This window comes from Burkholderia sp. JPY481, assembly GCF_038900515.1.
Taxonomy (GTDB): Bacteria; Pseudomonadota; Gammaproteobacteria; order Burkholderiales; family Burkholderiaceae; genus Paraburkholderia; species Paraburkholderia youngii.
The window spans coordinates 287,713-304,501 of the sequence record NZ_JAYMRT010000004.1 but is presented as its reverse complement, the minus strand read 5'-3'; the positions used below and the strand labels follow the sequence as shown (position 1 = coordinate 304,501).

Genomic DNA, 16,789 nt, shown 5'->3' with positions numbered 1-16,789 from the left:
TCTGCGCGGTCAGATAAGCCGTTGATTGTCGCCGAGCCACGGCGCCGGGATCTTGAGATCGAGTTGGCCGTGACGCGCGGCGCACGGTCCGAGATTGCGTTGCGGATGGCCCTGCATCACGAGCCCGGTTGCGATAGCGAATGGCTCACGGCGTGACGAGCCACTGCGCTGCGTCACCGCGCGACTTCCCACCTTCCCACTACTGCATGGCCGCGTAATACCTCGCCACGGCGTCCATTTCCTCGGGCGTCATCTGCCGCGCGACGTTGCGCATCTGCTCGTTGATGTCGTTGGCCCGAGCGCCCGAAGCGAACGCCTGCAACTGCGCGGTCAGATAAGCCGCCGACAGTCCGCCGAGCCACGGTGCCGCGCCCTTGCGATCGAGCTGGCCATGGCACGCCGCGCACGGCGCGATATTGCGCTGCGGATCGCCCTGCATCACGAGCCTGACAGCAATCGGATCGGGGCCTTCGCCGGCCCGGGTTTTCTCGGCCGCCGGAGCGAGCGGGAGCGACGCGTAGTAGGCGGCCAGATCGTGCAGATCCTGGTCGCTGCGTCCGGCGATGATCGCCTGCATGACCGCGCTTGGCCGCTGGCCGCTCTGAAAATCGCGCAGTTCCTTGTAGATCGCGTCGGCGTACTGTCCGGCTAGCGGCGGCGCGGTGACCTGCACGGTAGCGAGCACGCCGTGGCACATCGAGCAGTGCTGATTCGCAAGCGTCGCGCCGCGACCGATCGAATCCGCCAACGGGTGATTCGCGCCCGAAGGCGGCAATACGACGACGTCGCTCGGCACCTGGCTCTTCTCATTGCCGCTGTACCAGCTCGACGGCACGCCGGCGGCGCCGCAAATCCGCGCCCACAGGCTGAGGTCGCCGAATGCGGTGCTCGCCGACGGCAGCCACACGAAGCCGATCAGAATCGCGACGATCGCGATCGCAACCGTGCCGCCGACGCTCCACACGAACCACGGATTGCGCAGGGTGAACAGGCGTTCTTCGTTCATCGCGGCGCTCCGACGACGACTGCCGGCACCGAAGTCTGCGGCAGTTTGAGCAACTGGACGATCGGGAAGCTGTAGTTGACGACCGTGAGCCCGATCATCAGCGCGACCCACAGGCCGAAGCCGTTGAGCGCGACCGGCACGCGCTCGACCGGGTGCGCCGCGACCGCGAAACGGAACGCCGGCGGTTCTTCCTCGGGGCCGAACTGCGATTTCGCGAGGATATAAACGAACTGCAGGCCGGACACCAGCAGGATCAGGCCGCCCACCGCCGACATGACGACCCACACGCCCTGTCCCTGCACGCCGGGCATCGCGTAGTCGTAATAGGCCATGCGGCGCGGCGCGCCGAGCAGGCCGACCCAATGCCACGGTATCGTGACCACCATCATGCCGATGAACCACAGCCACAATTGCGTACGCATCAGTTTCACCGACACGATCGCGCGGCCGGTCAGATGCGGCCACAGTTCGTATGCGATCACGAAGTACATGATGACGATCGCGCCGCCGAAAATCAGGTGGAAGTGGCCGGTCACCCACTGCGTGTTGTGCACGGTCGAGTTCAACTGATAGCTCATGTTGATGAGGCCGCCCGCGCCGCCGAAGCCAAGCATCACGAACGAGAACGCGACTGCCAGCATGATCGGGTTGCTCCACGGCAACGCGGTCAGCCAGCCGAGCGCGCCCTTGCCGCCGCGCAGCCGACCGGCGATTTCCACCGACGCGCAGATCGTGAACACGGTCAGCAGCGTCGGCACCGACACCATGCCGGTGAACACCGCGTGCACGAACTTGAAGCCAGCGCCGACTTGCGGATCGACGAACAGGTGATGGATGCCGATCGGCATTGCGAACACGAGGAACAGGATGAACGACACCCGCGCCATCGAGTCGCTGTAGAGCCGTCCGCCGATCGAGCGTGGCACCAGCGTGTAGAACGCGATGTAAGCCGGAAACAGCCAGAAGTAGACGATCGCGTGCAGCGTCCACGAGAACAGCACGCGGGCGAGGCCGGCGTCGATCGTATGGGCGAAGCCTAGCGCGACCGGCAGGATCTGGAACAGGATTTCGAGCGCCGCGCCGACCGCGGTCCAGGCCCACAGGTACGCGCCCGCGACGTTCGCGAACATCGCGAGCGGCACGGGTTTGCCCGGGTTCGCACGCTTCCAGATGCGCAGGTTCACATGCATCAGCGCGACCCAGATCCACGAGCCGACCACTACCAGCACGACGCCGAGGTAGTAGAACGGGCTGCCGATCATCGGCGGATAGAACGTGTAGAGCACCGAGGCGCGGCCGAGCGCGACCGGCACCATCGCCATCACCGCGCCGACCAGCAGCATGATGAGCGCGGCCCACGCCCATTTGAGGCCGACGAGGCGCTGCCCGAGCGAGAGTTCGACGATCGCGTAGCCGAAGGCCATCGCGACCAGCGTCGGCATCACGTAGGCCATCACGGTGCCGTGCGCGGTGACCGAACGGTAGTACAGCTCAGGATCGCCGATCCACGGCAACAGGGGACTGCGCACCAGCATCTGCCATGCGCCGAGGCATAGCGCGATCGCGAACGTGATGAAGGCGAGCCAGAAATGCGCGAGTACGAGTCGCTTAGCGTGGAACACAGCTCAGTCTCCGTGATTGTCGTGCCTGCTCGAAGAAGGCGGCTTTGTCGATCACCTTCACGTGCGCCCACATGGCCTGATGGCCGAAACCGCAGAATTCGTGGCACGGCATCGCGTGATCGGCGGGATGGTCGAACTGCGTGTTCAGCGTCGCGACGTAGCCGGGCACGATCATCGTGTTGATGTTGGTGTCGGTGACGAGCAGGCCGTGCACGACGTCGGCGCTGGTGGTGCGGATCGTGATCGGCGTATCGGCGGGCACCAGCAGACATTGCGGCGTGAACGAGTACTGCTGCGCGACGAAGCGCACGATCACCGAGCCGTCCGGCTGCACCGCGCTGCCTAGGTTGTCTTCGGCGAATTCGCCGGATAGCTGCAGGCGCGACGGATCGATCGTCTCGACGCGCGACGGCGGCATCATCGACCAATGCACGCCCACGAACACGATCACGGCGAGCATCAGCACGATCAGCGCGACCGCGAAGATCGCCCAGCGCCGCTCGGCGCGCAGTGCGACCGCGTGGCCGCTTCCGGGTTGATGTGAGGAGTCGGTCGACATGGTCAGTGGATGATGCCGCGCGGCAGAAACGCGAAAAAGTAGAAGGCGAACCAAATCAGCATCACGATGACCGCGGCGACGCCGGCCAGCGCGATCGCGCCGCGCGGACCGGACGCGACGACGTGCTCGACTTCGTCGTCGGTCGGCGGAGCGGCGCTGGGCGGGTCGTTCGCTTTCATGTCGATGGTTCTCCTATGCGGCGCTTCGGTGTGGCCCTTTCGGGACGGCAACTCAATGCAGCGGTGCCTTGCGCAGCTCGTTGACCTCGCGGGCCGTCACCGGCAGCCCGTGATTGCCCCACGCGGTGCGGATGAAGGTGACGACGGCGGCCGCTTCGGCGTCGTTGAGCTCCTGGCCGAACGGCGGCATGCCGAACGGCTGCGGATTTCGTTTGGTGCCCGGCGGGAAGCCGCCGTTCAGCACGATGCGGATCGGATTGACGGCCGAGTCCATTTCGATCGACTGGTTGCCCGCCAGAGGCGGGTAGTGCGGCAGCTGTCCTTCGCCGTTGTCGCCGTGGCAGATCGCGCACTTGTCCGCATAGATCTGCTTGCCGAGCGCGAACACCTTCGGGTTCGGGTTCGCGCTCGGGCCGGTCTTGCGGCCGCCCTGGTCGGGCAGCGACTTCAGATAGACGGCCATTGCGCGGATGTCTTCCTCGCTCAGATGCTGCAGGCTGTGATAAGTGACCTCGGCCATCGGGCCGTAGACGGCGCCACGATTGGAGATCCCCGCCTGCAGCAGATCGACGATGTCCTGGATGCTCCAGTCGCCGAGGCCGCCGTCCTTGTCCGAAGTGAGCGACGGCGCATACCAGTTCTGCACCGGAATCAGCCCGCCCGCGAACTGCTCGCGCGGCGACGAACCGCCCAGCATATTGATGCGCGTGTGACACATCGTGCAGTGCCCGAGCCCCTCGACCAGATACGCGCCGCGATTCCATTCGACCGATTTGGTCGGGTCGGGCTTGAATTCGCCCTCGTGGAAATACAGCGTACGCCAGCCGTACAGCAGATCGCGCTGATTGAACGGGAAGCGCAGCGTGTGCGGGTGATTCGGCTGACGCACCGGCTCGACGGTCTTCAGGAACGCGAAGATCGCGTCCGAGTCCTCGCGCGTGACTTTCGTGTACTGGGCGACCGGCATTGCCGGATAGATCGGCGCGCCGTCCGGCTTGCGGCCGGTGCGCATCATCTTGAAGAACGCTTCCTCGCTCCACGTGCCGATGCCGTACTGCGGGTCCGGCGTGATGTTCGGCGAGTACAGCGTGCCGAACGGCGTTTCCATCGCGAGGCCGCCGGCGAACAGCCGGCCGCGCGGCGCGGTGTGGCACGCAATGCAGTCGCCCGCGCGCGCAAGATATTCGCCGCGTCTGACGATCTCGGGGCGAGTGTCGGGACTGGTTCCAGCCGTGGTAGTTGCTTCCGCGACTTGGGGCGCCGCGGTCGCGGCATGCGCCGTCGTCGTGAGCGGTCCATGGACCAGCAACGCGAGCGCGAAGCTGCCGATCGCAAGGACGCTAGCCATGCCTGCCGGGCGCAGCCAACCGGACGGGCGGAGTGTCGGCTTCATTGCGGTTGGCTCCCGCAAGCGAGGGGTAGCCGCTCGGCGGATGCCGGTGCGGGCCGGGGATCGGCGGGACGCGGCTGGCGCGCGAGCCAGTTCGATACCGCGGCGATGTCGTTGTCGTTCAGCTTGAGCGCGATCGTGCGCATGCAGTCCGGCGCGAGCGCGTGGCGGGTGCCCGAGCGCCACGTGCCCATCTGTCCGGCGATATAGCTCGCGTGCAAGCCGAGCAGGCCCGGAATGCCCGGCTGCGTGCCGGTCATGCGCGCGCCGTGACAGGCGATGCACGCCGGTATGCCGCGCGCCGGGTCGCCATGCGTCACGAGCTTTTCACCGGCGGCAAGCAGCTTCGGCGACAGGGCGGCGCGCTCGGATTCGGGATAGGGCGGCTGCAGGGCCGCGAAGTACTCGCTGATCTGACGCAGGTAGTCGTCGGGCAGGAACGCTAGCAGATAGCCCATCGGCGGATAGGTGCGGCCGCCGTCGCGAAACGCGATCAGCTGATTGAACAGGTACTCGGCCGGCTTGCCGGCGATGCGCGGGAAGTAGTCGTTTTTGCGTCCCTGGCCCTGCTCGCCGTGACACGACGTGCAGGCTCGTACGCGCTGGTCCATCGATGGTGGCATCGCGACGGACGTGTCGGTGGCCGCTAACGCCGCGCCGCTCCATAGCGCATGAAGCGCGCACAGCACGGACAGGACCGCAGAGCCGATAGTTTTGCGATACACACCGGGCCTCGTCGTGGAACGTTCTTATCGCTCGATTTATATACCCGGCGCGAGTGTGCGGATTGACTCATGAATCCGGAAACGACGCATCTCGGGACTAGCTGCTTTTAATTGACTGCTATTAACCGCTATTCGGAACGGGCTTGTTCGGCAACGCGAACTACAGAAGCGCAATGATGATGCAATTGTCCGGCAAAAACTTTGATCTGCGACAATGATCCGCGCTGGATGCGCCTGGGACGGCGACTTTCGGGCTCCAATGAGCGACGCATGAGGCGCTGAAAAGCGCGTGATATCCGTTAGCAGCCTGCAACAATTTATCGGACCCGTCAATAGAGAATACAAAGGTAAACAGGCGCTTCGATAATCACGGACTGGCACGGATGCCGGCCCCAGCGCGGTGGATTTTGTTGCGCTGCGGTTTATCGATGTCAATGCATCAGGTGAATGTGATTAGCTGATGTCGATCCATAAATTTTGCTGTGAATTTTATTTGTGCCTGGCTCTGCGTCTCATTCGTGTGGTTTCACGTTTTGCGCGAATGCCGGTGGGCTTCATGCGAAGAGCCGCACGAGCGCATCACGTGCATTGCTGACCAGTTCGCTTTCGCCCATACGCCCCGGCAGCAGATGAAACTCGATGGCGGGCAGGGGCGGCAAGCCGATGTTCGCCGCGCACGCCACCACGCCGCCGCCGAGCGACGACTCGTTCAGACAGGAAATCCCGAGCCCCGCCTTCAAGGCGAGTTGCAGCCCCGCGACGCCCGACGCCGAATGCGACACCACGTACGCTACCTTGTGTTCGTCGAGCAGCTTGACGACGAAGCGCTGCAACTGACAGGTCGTCGGCAGCAGCACTAGTTGATACGGCGCGGCGGGGCGGGTGGTGGCATCGGCGCAACTGGCCCATAGCAGCTTTTCGCGCCGCACGACGATGCTCGCGCCACCGGCACCGGCACCGGCGCCGGCGCCGCGTGCGCGCGGCTGGCCTAGGACGAGCCGCGCCGACAAACCGATGTCGAACGACGCGTGATCGTCCGCGCCGCTGTCGATCACCGCGCTTGGCAGCACCGTCACGTGCAGCTTCAGCCGCGGATGCTGTTCCGAAAACGTCTTGAGGATGCGCGCGATGTCGTGCGGACGGTAGTAATCGGTGATCGCGATGCGCAGTTCGCCGTCGAGCGAGCGGCCTTGCAGGTCGTCGAAGGCCGCTTCGCTCATCGCGATGATGCGGCGCGCGTGCTCGAGCAGACGCTCGCCCGCGGGCGTCGGGCTCACGCCCTGGCGGCCGCGCACGAGGAGCGGCTGGCCGGCGCGCTCCTCGAGCTTCTTCAACTGCTCGCTTACCGACGACTGCGACAGGAACACGCGCTCGGCGCCCGCCGACACCCCGCCCGATTCGGCGACGGCGACGAAGGTCCGCAACTGTGCAAGGTCGAAACCACGCTGGCTCATGATTCGGTTTTTCCGATGGAGGCGATCTAAATTTCCGGCTTTTCCGATGGAATGCCCAGCCGTAGCATACCCCCGAATACACACGGAGGGTGGGATGGAAAACGGATCTATGACAGCGTCGCGCGGCATCGGCCAGCGCGGCGCGCGGCATCGCTGGAAGGTGCTGGGCGTGGGCTTCGCCGCGAACGCGAGCTTTTCGGCGGCATTCTCGGGAATTCCGACGACGGCGGTGTTCCTGCGCTCGGACTACCACCTCGGCAACCATGGGCTCGGCCTCGTGCTGGGCATGCTCGGGCTCGGCATTGCGGTCAGCGAGTTGCCGTGGGGACTGTTGACCGACCGCTGGGGCGATCGTCGCGTGCTGCTGCTCGGCTTGCTGTCGACCGCGGCCGCGCTCGCCGGTCTCGCGCTGTTCGTGTCGCCGGGCGACGCTCAGGTGCCCGGCATCGTCCCGCTCGCGCTCGGGCTGCTGCTGGTCGGATTGCTGGGCGGCAGCGTCAACGGATCGAGCGGCCGAGCGGTGATGGCGTGGTTTCGCGAAGGCGAGCGTGGCCTCGCGATGAGCATCCGGCAAACCGCCGTGCCGGCGGGCGGTGGACTTGGCGCATTGGTGCTGCCGGTGCTCGCCTCGCACTTCGGTTTTGCGAGCGCCTATGCGGTGCTGGCATTGGCATGCGCGATCACCGCGTGGTTCGCGTGGCGCTGGCTGCACGAGCCCGCGCAGGCGGCTGCGACGGCCGGTGCAGGGGCGGCCAGTGGGCGGGGCGTAGACGCTTCGAACGGCGCGCCTTTGCCGATGCGTTCGCCATTGCGCGACATTGCGATCTGGCGCGTCGCGCTCGGCGCGGGCGCGCTGTGCGTGCCGCAGATTGCCGTGATCACGTTCGGCACGGTGTTTCTGCACGACTTCGGGCGTGCCGGCGTGTTCGCGATCAGCGTGACGATGGCCGCGGTGCAGACCGGCGCCGCGGTCGCGCGGGTCTGGAGCGGTGCGTGGACCGACCGGCGCGGCAACCGTCGCGCGTATATGCGGGCCTGCAGTCTATTGACCGCCGTGCTGTTCGTGCTGCTCGCGCTCGCGACCGGGCTCGTCGGCATGCATCGCGCCGGGGCGGTTGCGCTGTTCGCGCTGATGATCGTGTTCGGCGGAGTTAGCGCGTCGGCGTGGCACGGCGTCGCGTTCACCGAACTCGCGTCCCTTGCCGGTACCCGCCGCGCGGGCACCGCGCTCGCGATGGGCAACACCTGCGTGTTCCTCACGCTGTTCGTGACGCCGCTCGCGATTCCCGCGCTGCTGTCCATCGGAGGATGGCCGCTGGTGTGGAGCGTGGCGAGCGCGTGCGCGTTGCTCGCGTTGCCGGTGTTTCCGCGCGCCGCGTCGACGCGTGCGATGCGCGCGACGCGTGCCTGTGATGCGGCGTGAGACATGATTTGAACAGCGCGCGCCTTGCGTTTTCGAATGGATTTGATTCGATTCGAATAACGGTGCGCATTTTGCTCGGTAGGACTATAAATTATCCCGATCATTTAACCGGATTAGGAACGCTCCGATTGTCGTGAATTTGCGAGGGTGATCAGATGGCTTTTCCGGCACGTCGCGTGATTGACGCGGCGAAGGTCGACGCCCGCCGCCCGCACAGCCACCCCCGCACGCATTCCGACCATTCCGACAACGAGCGAGACTAATCGTGACAAATCTTCGAATCATTCTGGCGGACGATCATCCGTTCGTCCTGCTTGGCCTGAAATCGACGCTGGAGGCGCACGAAGGTCTGACTGTCGTCGGTCAGGCGCAGATGCCGACTGCGTTGATCGCGTTGCTTCAACACACACCGTGCGACGTGCTCGTCGTCGATCTGTCCATGCCGGAGCCCGCCGGCGAGATTAGCGACGGACTCGGCCTGATCCAGCGCATTCGCGGCGAGTGGCCGTCATTGCGCGTCGTCGTCGTGACCGGGCAGACGAATGCCGCGATGTTGCGCGTCGTCGCCGCCGATGCCGCAATCAGCGTGGTCGGCAAAGCCGATTCGCTCGAGGAACTGCCGCAAGCCGTCTGCGACAGTGTGCGCGGCGCGCGCTACCTGGGCCGCTCGGTGGTCGAAACGCTCGAGCGTTCGCAGCCGGACAACGGTCGGTTCGTGTCGGCCCTGATGCTGTCGAAGCGGCAGACCGACATCGTGCGCAGGCTCGTGAGCGGCGAGTCCATCGTGCAGATCGCGGCGGCGCTCGGCTGCCATCGCCGCACGGTGAGTCGGCAAAAGCGTGAAGCGATGGCACGACTGGGCGTGAGCGACGACCCCGCGCTCTTTTCCTGTGTACGCGCGTGCGGCTCGCTCCTCCTCGAAGTGGAAAACTAAGCATCGGGCACGCGGTCGTTCGGTCCATTTCAGAGCGCTCTGATGTTTGTCGCAAAAGAAATGCTCGACCATTGCGTGAGCGCCGGTCACGCATAACAAGGTGTCGAGAAATGAAAGTATCGAGGAGCGCCAGAAGATGAACCTCTTGGCTGCATCAGGCACGCCTGTTCGAACGATCATTGCGGACGATCATCCGCTGGTCCTGCTGGCTATAGAAAATCTGATTGGCAACTATCCCAACCTGAAGGTGGTCGGCCGTGCGGCGGATGTCGCCGAACTGTTGATTGAAGTCGATCGCTGTCCTTGCGATCTCGTGCTGATGGATCTTTACATGCCAGGAGGGAGCAACGAAAACCGGTTCGACGTCGTCAGGCAGTTAAAGGAACGCTATCCCAACATGGCGCTCGTCATCCTGACAATGGAAACGGAAGCGGCGACGCTGCGCAAGGTGATGTCGCTTGGCGTGGACGGGCTGCTGAGCAAACGTGATCGTATCGATCTGATCCACGTGGCGCTGGTCATGGCGCTGGCGCGCGAATGTTATGTCGGTCCGGCGGTGCGCGCCATGTTGGCCGACGTAACGTTGACGCAACGTCTCGACTTCGTGCGCGCCACCCTTTCTCGCCGCGAGCTCGAGGTGTTTACGCAGTACGCGTCAGGGCTCGGCGTCACGGAAATCGCCACGCGCTTGGGACGTAGTGTGAAGACAATCAGCGCGCAGAAGTGCATGGCCATGCGCAAGCTCTCGCTGAATAGCGACGCCGAACTGTTTCGCTTCGCAGTCGAGCACGGGGTGGTTCCAGAACGACTTGATCAGGTCCGCTAACCGGGCGGCAACCTGCTGCGCATAGGCGCGGCGACTAGATCGGCATAACCGGGGAGACATATTTCGTGCGGTATGCCGATCGACACCATAAAAAAGTCACTGAACAGAATGACAAACAAGATTCACGTCGTCGTGGCGGACGATCACGACTCCATTCGCGCGGGCGTCCGAACGCTGCTGCGCGACAAGCCGAATATCGAGATTGTCGGCGAAGCTGCCGACACCCGCGGTCTCGCGAAGCTGCTCGAAGCTTGCGCATGCGACGTCGTTGTATCGGACATCGGCATGCCGGGACTCGACGGGGACACCAGCGCGGTGCCGCTATTGCGTCGGCTGCTTCGGCGCACGCCGCATCCCCACGTGGTGGTGCTGACCATGATTGGGCGCGCGCATGTGTTGGCCGGCTTGCGCAATATCGGTGTGACGGGAATCGTCGACAAGCGCGACGCCGTGGACGCATTGATCGACGCGATCGAAGCCGTTGCCGCCGGGGGCACCCATCTATCGGAACAGGTTCGTGCCGCACTCGCTGCCGCGGAGCCTGCGCCGCCCCGGCGCGGCGGTGCGATGAGCGCACGCGAGTGGGAGGTGTTTCAACTCTATGTGCGAGGCCTCGCGGTGCACGAGATCGCCACACGTCTGCGACGGAGTGACAAAACGATCAGCACGCAAAAACGCAGCGCGATGCGCAAGCTCGGACTGGAAACAGAAGCCGACCTGATCAACTACGCCACTCAGATTGGGCTGATATGAGGCGACGCGATGGTCATATTTTCTTGCTTTCGACGGCTTTGACGTAGCCCTTATCAGACTCATCTGATTGGCATGGCTCGGGGGGCACCCAATAATCCTGGCCGCCGCCGGTCGTTGCGCGCCTTGGGCCGCAACTGCCGCTGTGGTTAGTTCGTGATCCGATTAGATGGATCAGGGGAATCCGGTGCAGACCTCTTCGCGCGATCGTTCGGTGTCTGTACCTCGTACTTGACGGATGGGGCAGAGATGGTGGCACTAGGCAAGCGATTATGGAGCGAGGGTGTGGGTACGGCATGGCTCGTGTTCGTCGGCTGCGGCAGTACGGTGTTGGACACCACGGGCACATTGCAGGCTAGTAGCGCGTTGCAGATGTCGTTGGCGTTCGGGCTTGCGCTCGCTACTGGCAGCTATGCGTTCGGCAAGATCTCCGGCGCGCATTTCAATCCTGCTGTCACCATCGGCTTGACCGTCGCGCAGCGCTTTCCCGTGCGTGATCTGTTGCCCTATATCTCCGCGCAAATCGGCGGCGCAATAGTCGCCGCGGCGCTTCTCGCTTACCTCGCTAGTGGCCGGCCAGGTTTCGAACTCGCCGCGAGCGAATTCGCGGCGAACGGCTTCGGTGCTCATTCGCCCGCCGACTATCCGTTGCATTCGGCGCTCGTCGTGGAAGTCGTGCTGTCGTTCGTGTTTGTCGGGACCTGCCTGCTGGTCGTCGTTCGAAAAGAGTTGGCAACGGTTGCGCCGTTCATCACCGGCGCATGTCTGATGCTCGTCTACCTGGTGTCGATTCCGGTCACCAATGGAGCGGTCAATCCGGCCCGCTCGACAGCGCAGGCAGTGTTCGTCGGCAACTGGGCGCTGGACCAGCTGTGGCTGTTCTGGGCAGCGCCGTTGGCCGGCGCAATTGCGGCTGGCGTCCTGTTTTCGTTTCTGCACGGTCGAGTTGATTCGTCCGCGGTGTCATTGGTGGACGGACAGGGTGACGTTTCGTGAGCGGGGGGCGCTACTCATCACTTCCGATCGATACGAGTTCTCAATGCGAGGTGCCGCTGACGTTGGGGCTGCGGCGTTTGTTGCGGTGTCTTTGGCAGCGCTCGCCGCGGCACTCAATGATGCGCTGGCTGGTGTTATCTCTGCTGGCGGCTACGCATGCGGTCTGCATGGCCGCGCCTGCCGGCGCTGCGTCAGAGTCACCCGTCATCTCCACAGTGCGAGCCGATGTCTCCGCGTCGTCACCCAATGCATTTCCTTCCAGACTGACCGTGGGCATACTCGAAGGTGGCTGGCCGCCGTTCGACATCCCGCGGGGTGGCCAGCTCGCCGGCGTCAGCGGCGACCTGTTGCGCGCGCTCCTGGGGCCGAACGTCGTCATCGAGACGAAGAGCTTTCCCGACATGGCCAAACTGGTCGCCGCGGCTTGCGCCGGCGAGGTCGACCTGCTGACGAGCATAGCGCGCACGCCGGAGCGCGAGCGCTGCCTCGGCTTTACGGCTCCCTACTTCCACTCGTTCGCGTCGGCTGTCGTGCGTCGTGACGACGCCCGGTATGTGAAGCCCACTGATCTCGCCGGCGCGCGTATCGCGATCGAGCGCGGTTTTGCGCGTGAGCGTTTGTTGCGCGCCGGTTTTCCGCGCGCGAAGATCGTCTCGTTCGCGAGCACGCACGAAGCGCTGAACGCGCTATTGCATGGCGATGCCGACGTCTATTTCGGCTTCACACCGGTCGTTCAATACGAACTGGCGACCGACGCGTATCGCAATCTGCGCGTAGCGTTCGAGCAAGGCGGCAAAGCGCTCGACCTGCGCTTTGCGGTATCGCCCCGGCAGCTTGCCTTGCGCGATCAACTGAACCGCGCGCTGGTGTCGATGAATCCCGCCGAAGCCGCTGCGATACGCGCGCTCTGGCTGTCCGGCAACTTCAACGCGGCGCCCGCGACGGGTGCCCCACGCTTCGCGCTAACGCCGGAAGAGAAGAACTGGCTGCGTTCGCTGTCGCCGTTGCAGATCGGCTTCGACGACGATTGGGCTCCGTTCAGCTATGTTGACGCCGCGGGTCGCCCCGTCGGTCTGACCGCCGATTACCTCGCATACCTGAGCAGCACGCTCGGTGTCGTGTTCAACCGCGCACGCACGGCCGACTGGGCAGCCACCATCGACGCATTCCAGCGCGGCGACATCGCGATGCTGTCCTCCACATCGAGTCGCGGTGCGCTTCTCGTGGGCGCCGACCGTAGCCGCGTGTACGAGAGCGATCCGCTGGTGATCGTCGGACGCACCGGCGTGCCGCCTCCATGCTGGTTCGACGACATCGCGTCGTGCCGCGTCGTGATGTCGCCGCACGTAGCCGGTTCGGTGCCCCTCGCGTTGGAGGCGGTGCCGGTCGATCACATCGTCGTCGCGGCGAGCCTGGGCGAGGCGATGCGCATGGTCGCGAGTGGCGAGGTCGACGTGCTGGTCGGCAACGCTGCCGCGATCAACGTGCAACTCCGGCAGCGCTACGCCGGCGCGCTCAGGGTGCTCGACTCGCTCGGTGAATCCGACTCGTTGTATTTTGCTGTGCGCGAGGATTTAAGTCCGCTCGTCAAGCTGATCGATCGCGCGTTGCAGGCGATGCCGGCAGCCGAAAAGCAACGCATCCGGCGCAAGTGGGTGAGCCCCGCCGCGCCGGACAACGCGATGTGGAGCGTGACTGCGGTGCGGCTGCTGCCGGTGCTGATCGGCATCGGCGTGGTGCTGCTGGTGACGCTGCGCGCGTACGTGCTGCTGCAACGCGAAGTCCGGCTGCGCAAGCAGACCGAGCGCGAACTCGCGCTGCAATTGAACTTCCAGGAAACGATGATGAAGACGGTGCCGTATCCGCTCATCGCGAAAGGCTTGGACGGACGGTACATCGCGATCAACGAGGCATACGAGAAGGCGTGCGGGCTGCAGCGCAAGGACGTGCTCGGGCGCACAACGGCCGAGGTCGGCACATGGGGCGAGGCCAATAGCCGTGTGCTCGACGACATGACACACGAGCTCCTGCGCGGCGGCGGCATCGCCAAAGTCGAACTGCAGTTCGAGGACGGTGCTGGCGAGTCGCGGCATGGCATTTTTTGGACGAGCGTCTGCGAAGGCGGCGATGGGCAGCCGGCATACGTACTCGGCACGATGGTCGACATCACCGACATCCGGCGCGCCGAGATGCGCGCGCGCGAAACCGAACGGCGTCTGTTCGACGTCACGCGCTCGTTGCCGGCCGTCGTGTTCCAGATGCGGCGCTCGCCGGAAGGCGCGTATTCCTTCCCGTACATCGGCGGCGACGCGCGACATCTGCTCGGCGACAGCGATTCGCAGGGCGGGGCGCGAGTCGACTTTCAGCGCATATCGGAGCTGGATCGGCCAATCGTTCTTGCCGAGCTCGAGCGTTCCGCGATCTGTACCTCTGCGGTGCATATTGAGTTCCGTGTCGAAAGCGCCGGTCAACTGAAGTGGATGCGGGCCGAACTGGTGCCGCAGCGCGAAGCCGATGGCGGCGTCGTTTGGAGCGGCTATTGGGTCGACGCGAGCGTCGAGCGCGCGCGTTCTGAGGAACTCGCCCGAGCGCGCGATGTGGCCGAGGCGGCCTCGCGCGCGAAGGACAACTTCTTCGCGATGATGAGCCACGAAATCCGCACCCCGATGAACGGCGTGCTCGGTCTCGTCGAAGTGCTCGAGCGCACGCCGCTCAGTACCGATCAGAGCGAAATGCTCGGCATGATCCACGAGTCGGCGGGCGCGCTGCTGCAGATTCTCGATGATTTGCTCGACTATTCGAAGATCGAGGCGGGTCGGCTCACGCTCGAAGCCGAGCCGATCGATCTACGTGAGCTCGTCGATAACGCGGTCGGCCTGCTCGCCGGGCGCGCCCACGAAAAGGGGCTGAAAGTGCGTGTCGACATCGCGAGCGACGCCGCTGCGACGCTCCGTGGCGACAGCGTGCGTCTGCGCCAGATCCTGTTCAACCTGCTCGGCAATGCAATCAAGTTCACGCCGAAGGGCGAGGTGGGTGTCAGCGTAGCGGTCGTCGAAGACCGCGCGGGTTCGCAGACGCTGGAGCTGACCGTTCGGGACACCGGCATCGGCATCGCGCCGGATCTGCAGGCGGGGCTGTTCGAGCCGTTCGTGCAGGCCGAGTCGTCCACCACGCGGCGCTTCGGCGGCACAGGCCTCGGGCTGACGATCTGTCGCAAGCTGATCGACCTGATGAACGGCACGCTCACGCTGCACAGCGAACCCGGCCGCGGCACGAGCATGATCGTGCGGCTGACGATGCCGATCGTCGAACAGCGTTATTCGATCAATGGTCTGCACGGCAAGCTCGGCGTAGTAATCACGCGAGATCGACGCATCGGCCGGGCTCTCGCACACTTCGGCGAGGCGCTGGGGCTCGAACTGCACAGCCTCTCGGGCGATGCGGCGACGCTTGCCAAAAGCGACGTACTGAGCTGCGCGGATCTGCTGTTCGTCGGCGAGGACGTCACGTTGCCGGCACATATCGGCACAAATGCGTGCATCGTCACGCTGACCGAAAAACCGAAGCCAACGGGTTACCGCATCCTCGACGACAAGGTGCGCGTCAGCATCAATCCGATTTCGTGGCGCGGCCTCGGCGCCGCTTGTGCGGCCGCGATGACGGAGCTGCCGTCGATCGCCCGGATGGCATCGAGCGTGGTAGGCGTGCCGTTCACGACCGATGGCATCGCGCCGCCGCCCGATCGCGAACGCGCGCTCGCGAACGGGCGGCTGATTCTTGTCGCGGAAGATCATCCAGTCAATCAGGAGTTGATCCGTCATCAGCTCGCCCTGCTGGGGTTCGCGTGCGACGTCACCAACGACGGCGCCGAAGCGCTCACCGCGCTAGAGCGCACGAGCTATGGCTGCCTGATTACGGACTGCCATATGCCGAACCTGTCCGGCTATGAACTGACCCGTCGTATCCGCCAAGCGGAGGCACTGCACGGCGGCGCGCGGCGTCTGCCGATACTCGGCATCACGGCCAATACCGCGCCCGACGACCTGAGTCTGTGCCGCGAAGCCGGCATGGACGACAGTCTGATCAAGCCGACCCGGCTCGCCACGTTGCGCGACCACCTGAGCCGCTGGTTTGGCACTGAGGTCGAGTGGCACCCCGCCCCGGCGGAAACAACCGATCGCGTTTCGACCGCGTCGGCCGGCGAGCCGCAGGTCACCCAACGTGCCGGTGCCGAACCGTTCGTGCCCGTCGACCTCGCGCGCATGACGCAGTTATGGGGAAGCGAGTCGACGGTCAAGGCGTTGCTAGATTCATTCGTCTCGTCGATGCGCGACGACATCGACGCGCTGGCGACGTTACTCGAACGCGCGGACATGGGGCGGGTGCACGAGTGGCTGCACCGGGTGATGGGGGCGGCGAGCGTGCTGCAGTATCCGCCGCTCCTAAAGGCGCTCGAAGCCTATCGCCGCGTCATTGTCGCGAAGTCGCCGGAGCAGTTGCGTAACGAGGGGCATGCGCTAATTCGACAATGCGAGGCAATACTCGATGGCATCGAACAGCAGGCCGCATTGCTCGCGTAGCGAGCGGCGCGCCGTAGACTCGCGCAAATACACGGGCGGTTCAATCGGCCGCAACCAAAATCAGGACGAAAAAAAACGCGGCCGAAGCCGCGTTAAAGATTTGGAGACGTCCTTCGATGAAGGAGTCACTTCTCGCGAGTCGAAGCATACCAGGAATAACGTGATTTATTCATTACAAATCGCGCAATTAACTTTTTGATCAAATCGATTAAACGATTTCGCGCTACGTTTTTTTCTCAATGCTGCCCCGGGCACACCACCATCCCAGCCTCACCGGCTTCAAATGATTTGCACTAGTATGTGGATGCTCCGCACGGCCGACACAATGCCGCCGCGGCGCGTCAA

13 protein-coding genes are annotated in these 16,789 nt (G+C 64.5%); 6 read left to right on the top strand and 7 right to left on the bottom strand.

The features are described from left to right. Positions 1-199 precede the first annotated feature (199 nt). The 7 genes from VSR82_RS13355 to VSR82_RS13325 form a co-directional block, all read right to left on the bottom strand. Complete coding sequence (locus tag VSR82_RS13355) at positions 200-1,006, bottom strand: c-type cytochrome (RefSeq protein ID WP_429460972.1); 807 nt, start codon at positions 1,004-1,006, stop codon at positions 200-202. After that, complete coding sequence (locus VSR82_RS13350; protein ID WP_429460970.1) at positions 1,003-2,628, bottom strand: b(o/a)3-type cytochrome-c oxidase subunit 1; 1,626 nt, start codon at positions 2,626-2,628, stop codon at positions 1,003-1,005. Before VSR82_RS13350 ends, VSR82_RS13355 begins: the two co-directional genes overlap by 4 nt. Then, entirely contained in the window at positions 2,615-3,187 is a 573-nt protein-coding gene (locus VSR82_RS13345; RefSeq protein WP_429460968.1) for a cupredoxin domain-containing protein, read from the bottom strand. The genes VSR82_RS13350 and VSR82_RS13345 overlap by 14 nt, the downstream gene beginning before the upstream one ends. A gap of 2 nt (positions 3,188-3,189) precedes the next feature. Beyond that, positions 3,190-3,366: a hypothetical protein gene (locus VSR82_RS13340; protein ID WP_368584449.1), complete on the bottom strand. Its 177-nt coding sequence runs from the start codon at positions 3,364-3,366 to the stop codon at positions 3,190-3,192. Positions 3,367-3,418: 52 nt separating this feature from the next. Then, on the bottom strand, positions 3,419-4,759 hold the full coding sequence (locus VSR82_RS13335; RefSeq protein WP_429460966.1) for a c-type cytochrome: 1,341 nt from the start codon (positions 4,757-4,759) through the stop codon (positions 3,419-3,421). Further along, entirely contained in the window at positions 4,756-5,481 is a 726-nt protein-coding gene (locus tag VSR82_RS13330; RefSeq protein ID WP_368584451.1) for a c-type cytochrome, read from the bottom strand. Before VSR82_RS13330 ends, VSR82_RS13335 begins: the two co-directional genes overlap by 4 nt. Before the next feature lie 554 nt (positions 5,482-6,035). Then, positions 6,036-6,935, bottom strand: a complete 900-nt coding sequence (locus tag VSR82_RS13325) for a LysR family transcriptional regulator (RefSeq protein WP_429460963.1) — start codon at positions 6,933-6,935, stop codon at positions 6,036-6,038. A 94-nt stretch (positions 6,936-7,029) separates the two neighbouring features. Here VSR82_RS13325 and VSR82_RS13320 point away from each other — a divergent pair, with 94 nt between their 5' ends. The 6 genes from VSR82_RS13320 (at position 7,030) to VSR82_RS13295 (ending at position 16,444) form a co-directional block, all read left to right on the top strand. Further along, positions 7,030-8,358, top strand: coding sequence for an MFS transporter (locus VSR82_RS13320; RefSeq protein WP_429460961.1), 1,329 nt, complete (start codon positions 7,030-7,032; stop codon positions 8,356-8,358). A gap of 265 nt (positions 8,359-8,623) precedes the next feature. Next, positions 8,624-9,292 (top strand): response regulator, encoded by a 669-nt coding sequence (locus tag VSR82_RS13315; protein ID WP_410848167.1) that lies wholly within the window; start codon positions 8,624-8,626, stop codon positions 9,290-9,292. A 136-nt stretch (positions 9,293-9,428) separates the two neighbouring features. Further along, positions 9,429-10,118, top strand: a complete 690-nt coding sequence (locus tag VSR82_RS13310) for a response regulator (protein ID WP_429460959.1) — start codon at positions 9,429-9,431, stop codon at positions 10,116-10,118. Between the two features lie 108 nt (positions 10,119-10,226). Beyond that, positions 10,227-10,871, top strand: coding sequence for a response regulator (locus VSR82_RS13305; protein ID WP_429460957.1), 645 nt, complete (start codon positions 10,227-10,229; stop codon positions 10,869-10,871). A gap of 246 nt (positions 10,872-11,117) precedes the next feature. Further along, positions 11,118-11,864, top strand: coding sequence for an aquaporin Z (aqpZ, locus tag VSR82_RS13300; RefSeq protein ID WP_429460955.1), 747 nt, complete (start codon positions 11,118-11,120; stop codon positions 11,862-11,864). A gap of 116 nt (positions 11,865-11,980) precedes the next feature. After that, a complete protein-coding gene (locus tag VSR82_RS13295) occupies positions 11,981-16,444 on the top strand; it encodes an ATP-binding protein (protein WP_498857737.1) in 4,464 nt (1,487 codons plus the stop codon). The last annotated feature ends 345 nt before the right edge of the window (positions 16,445-16,789 follow it).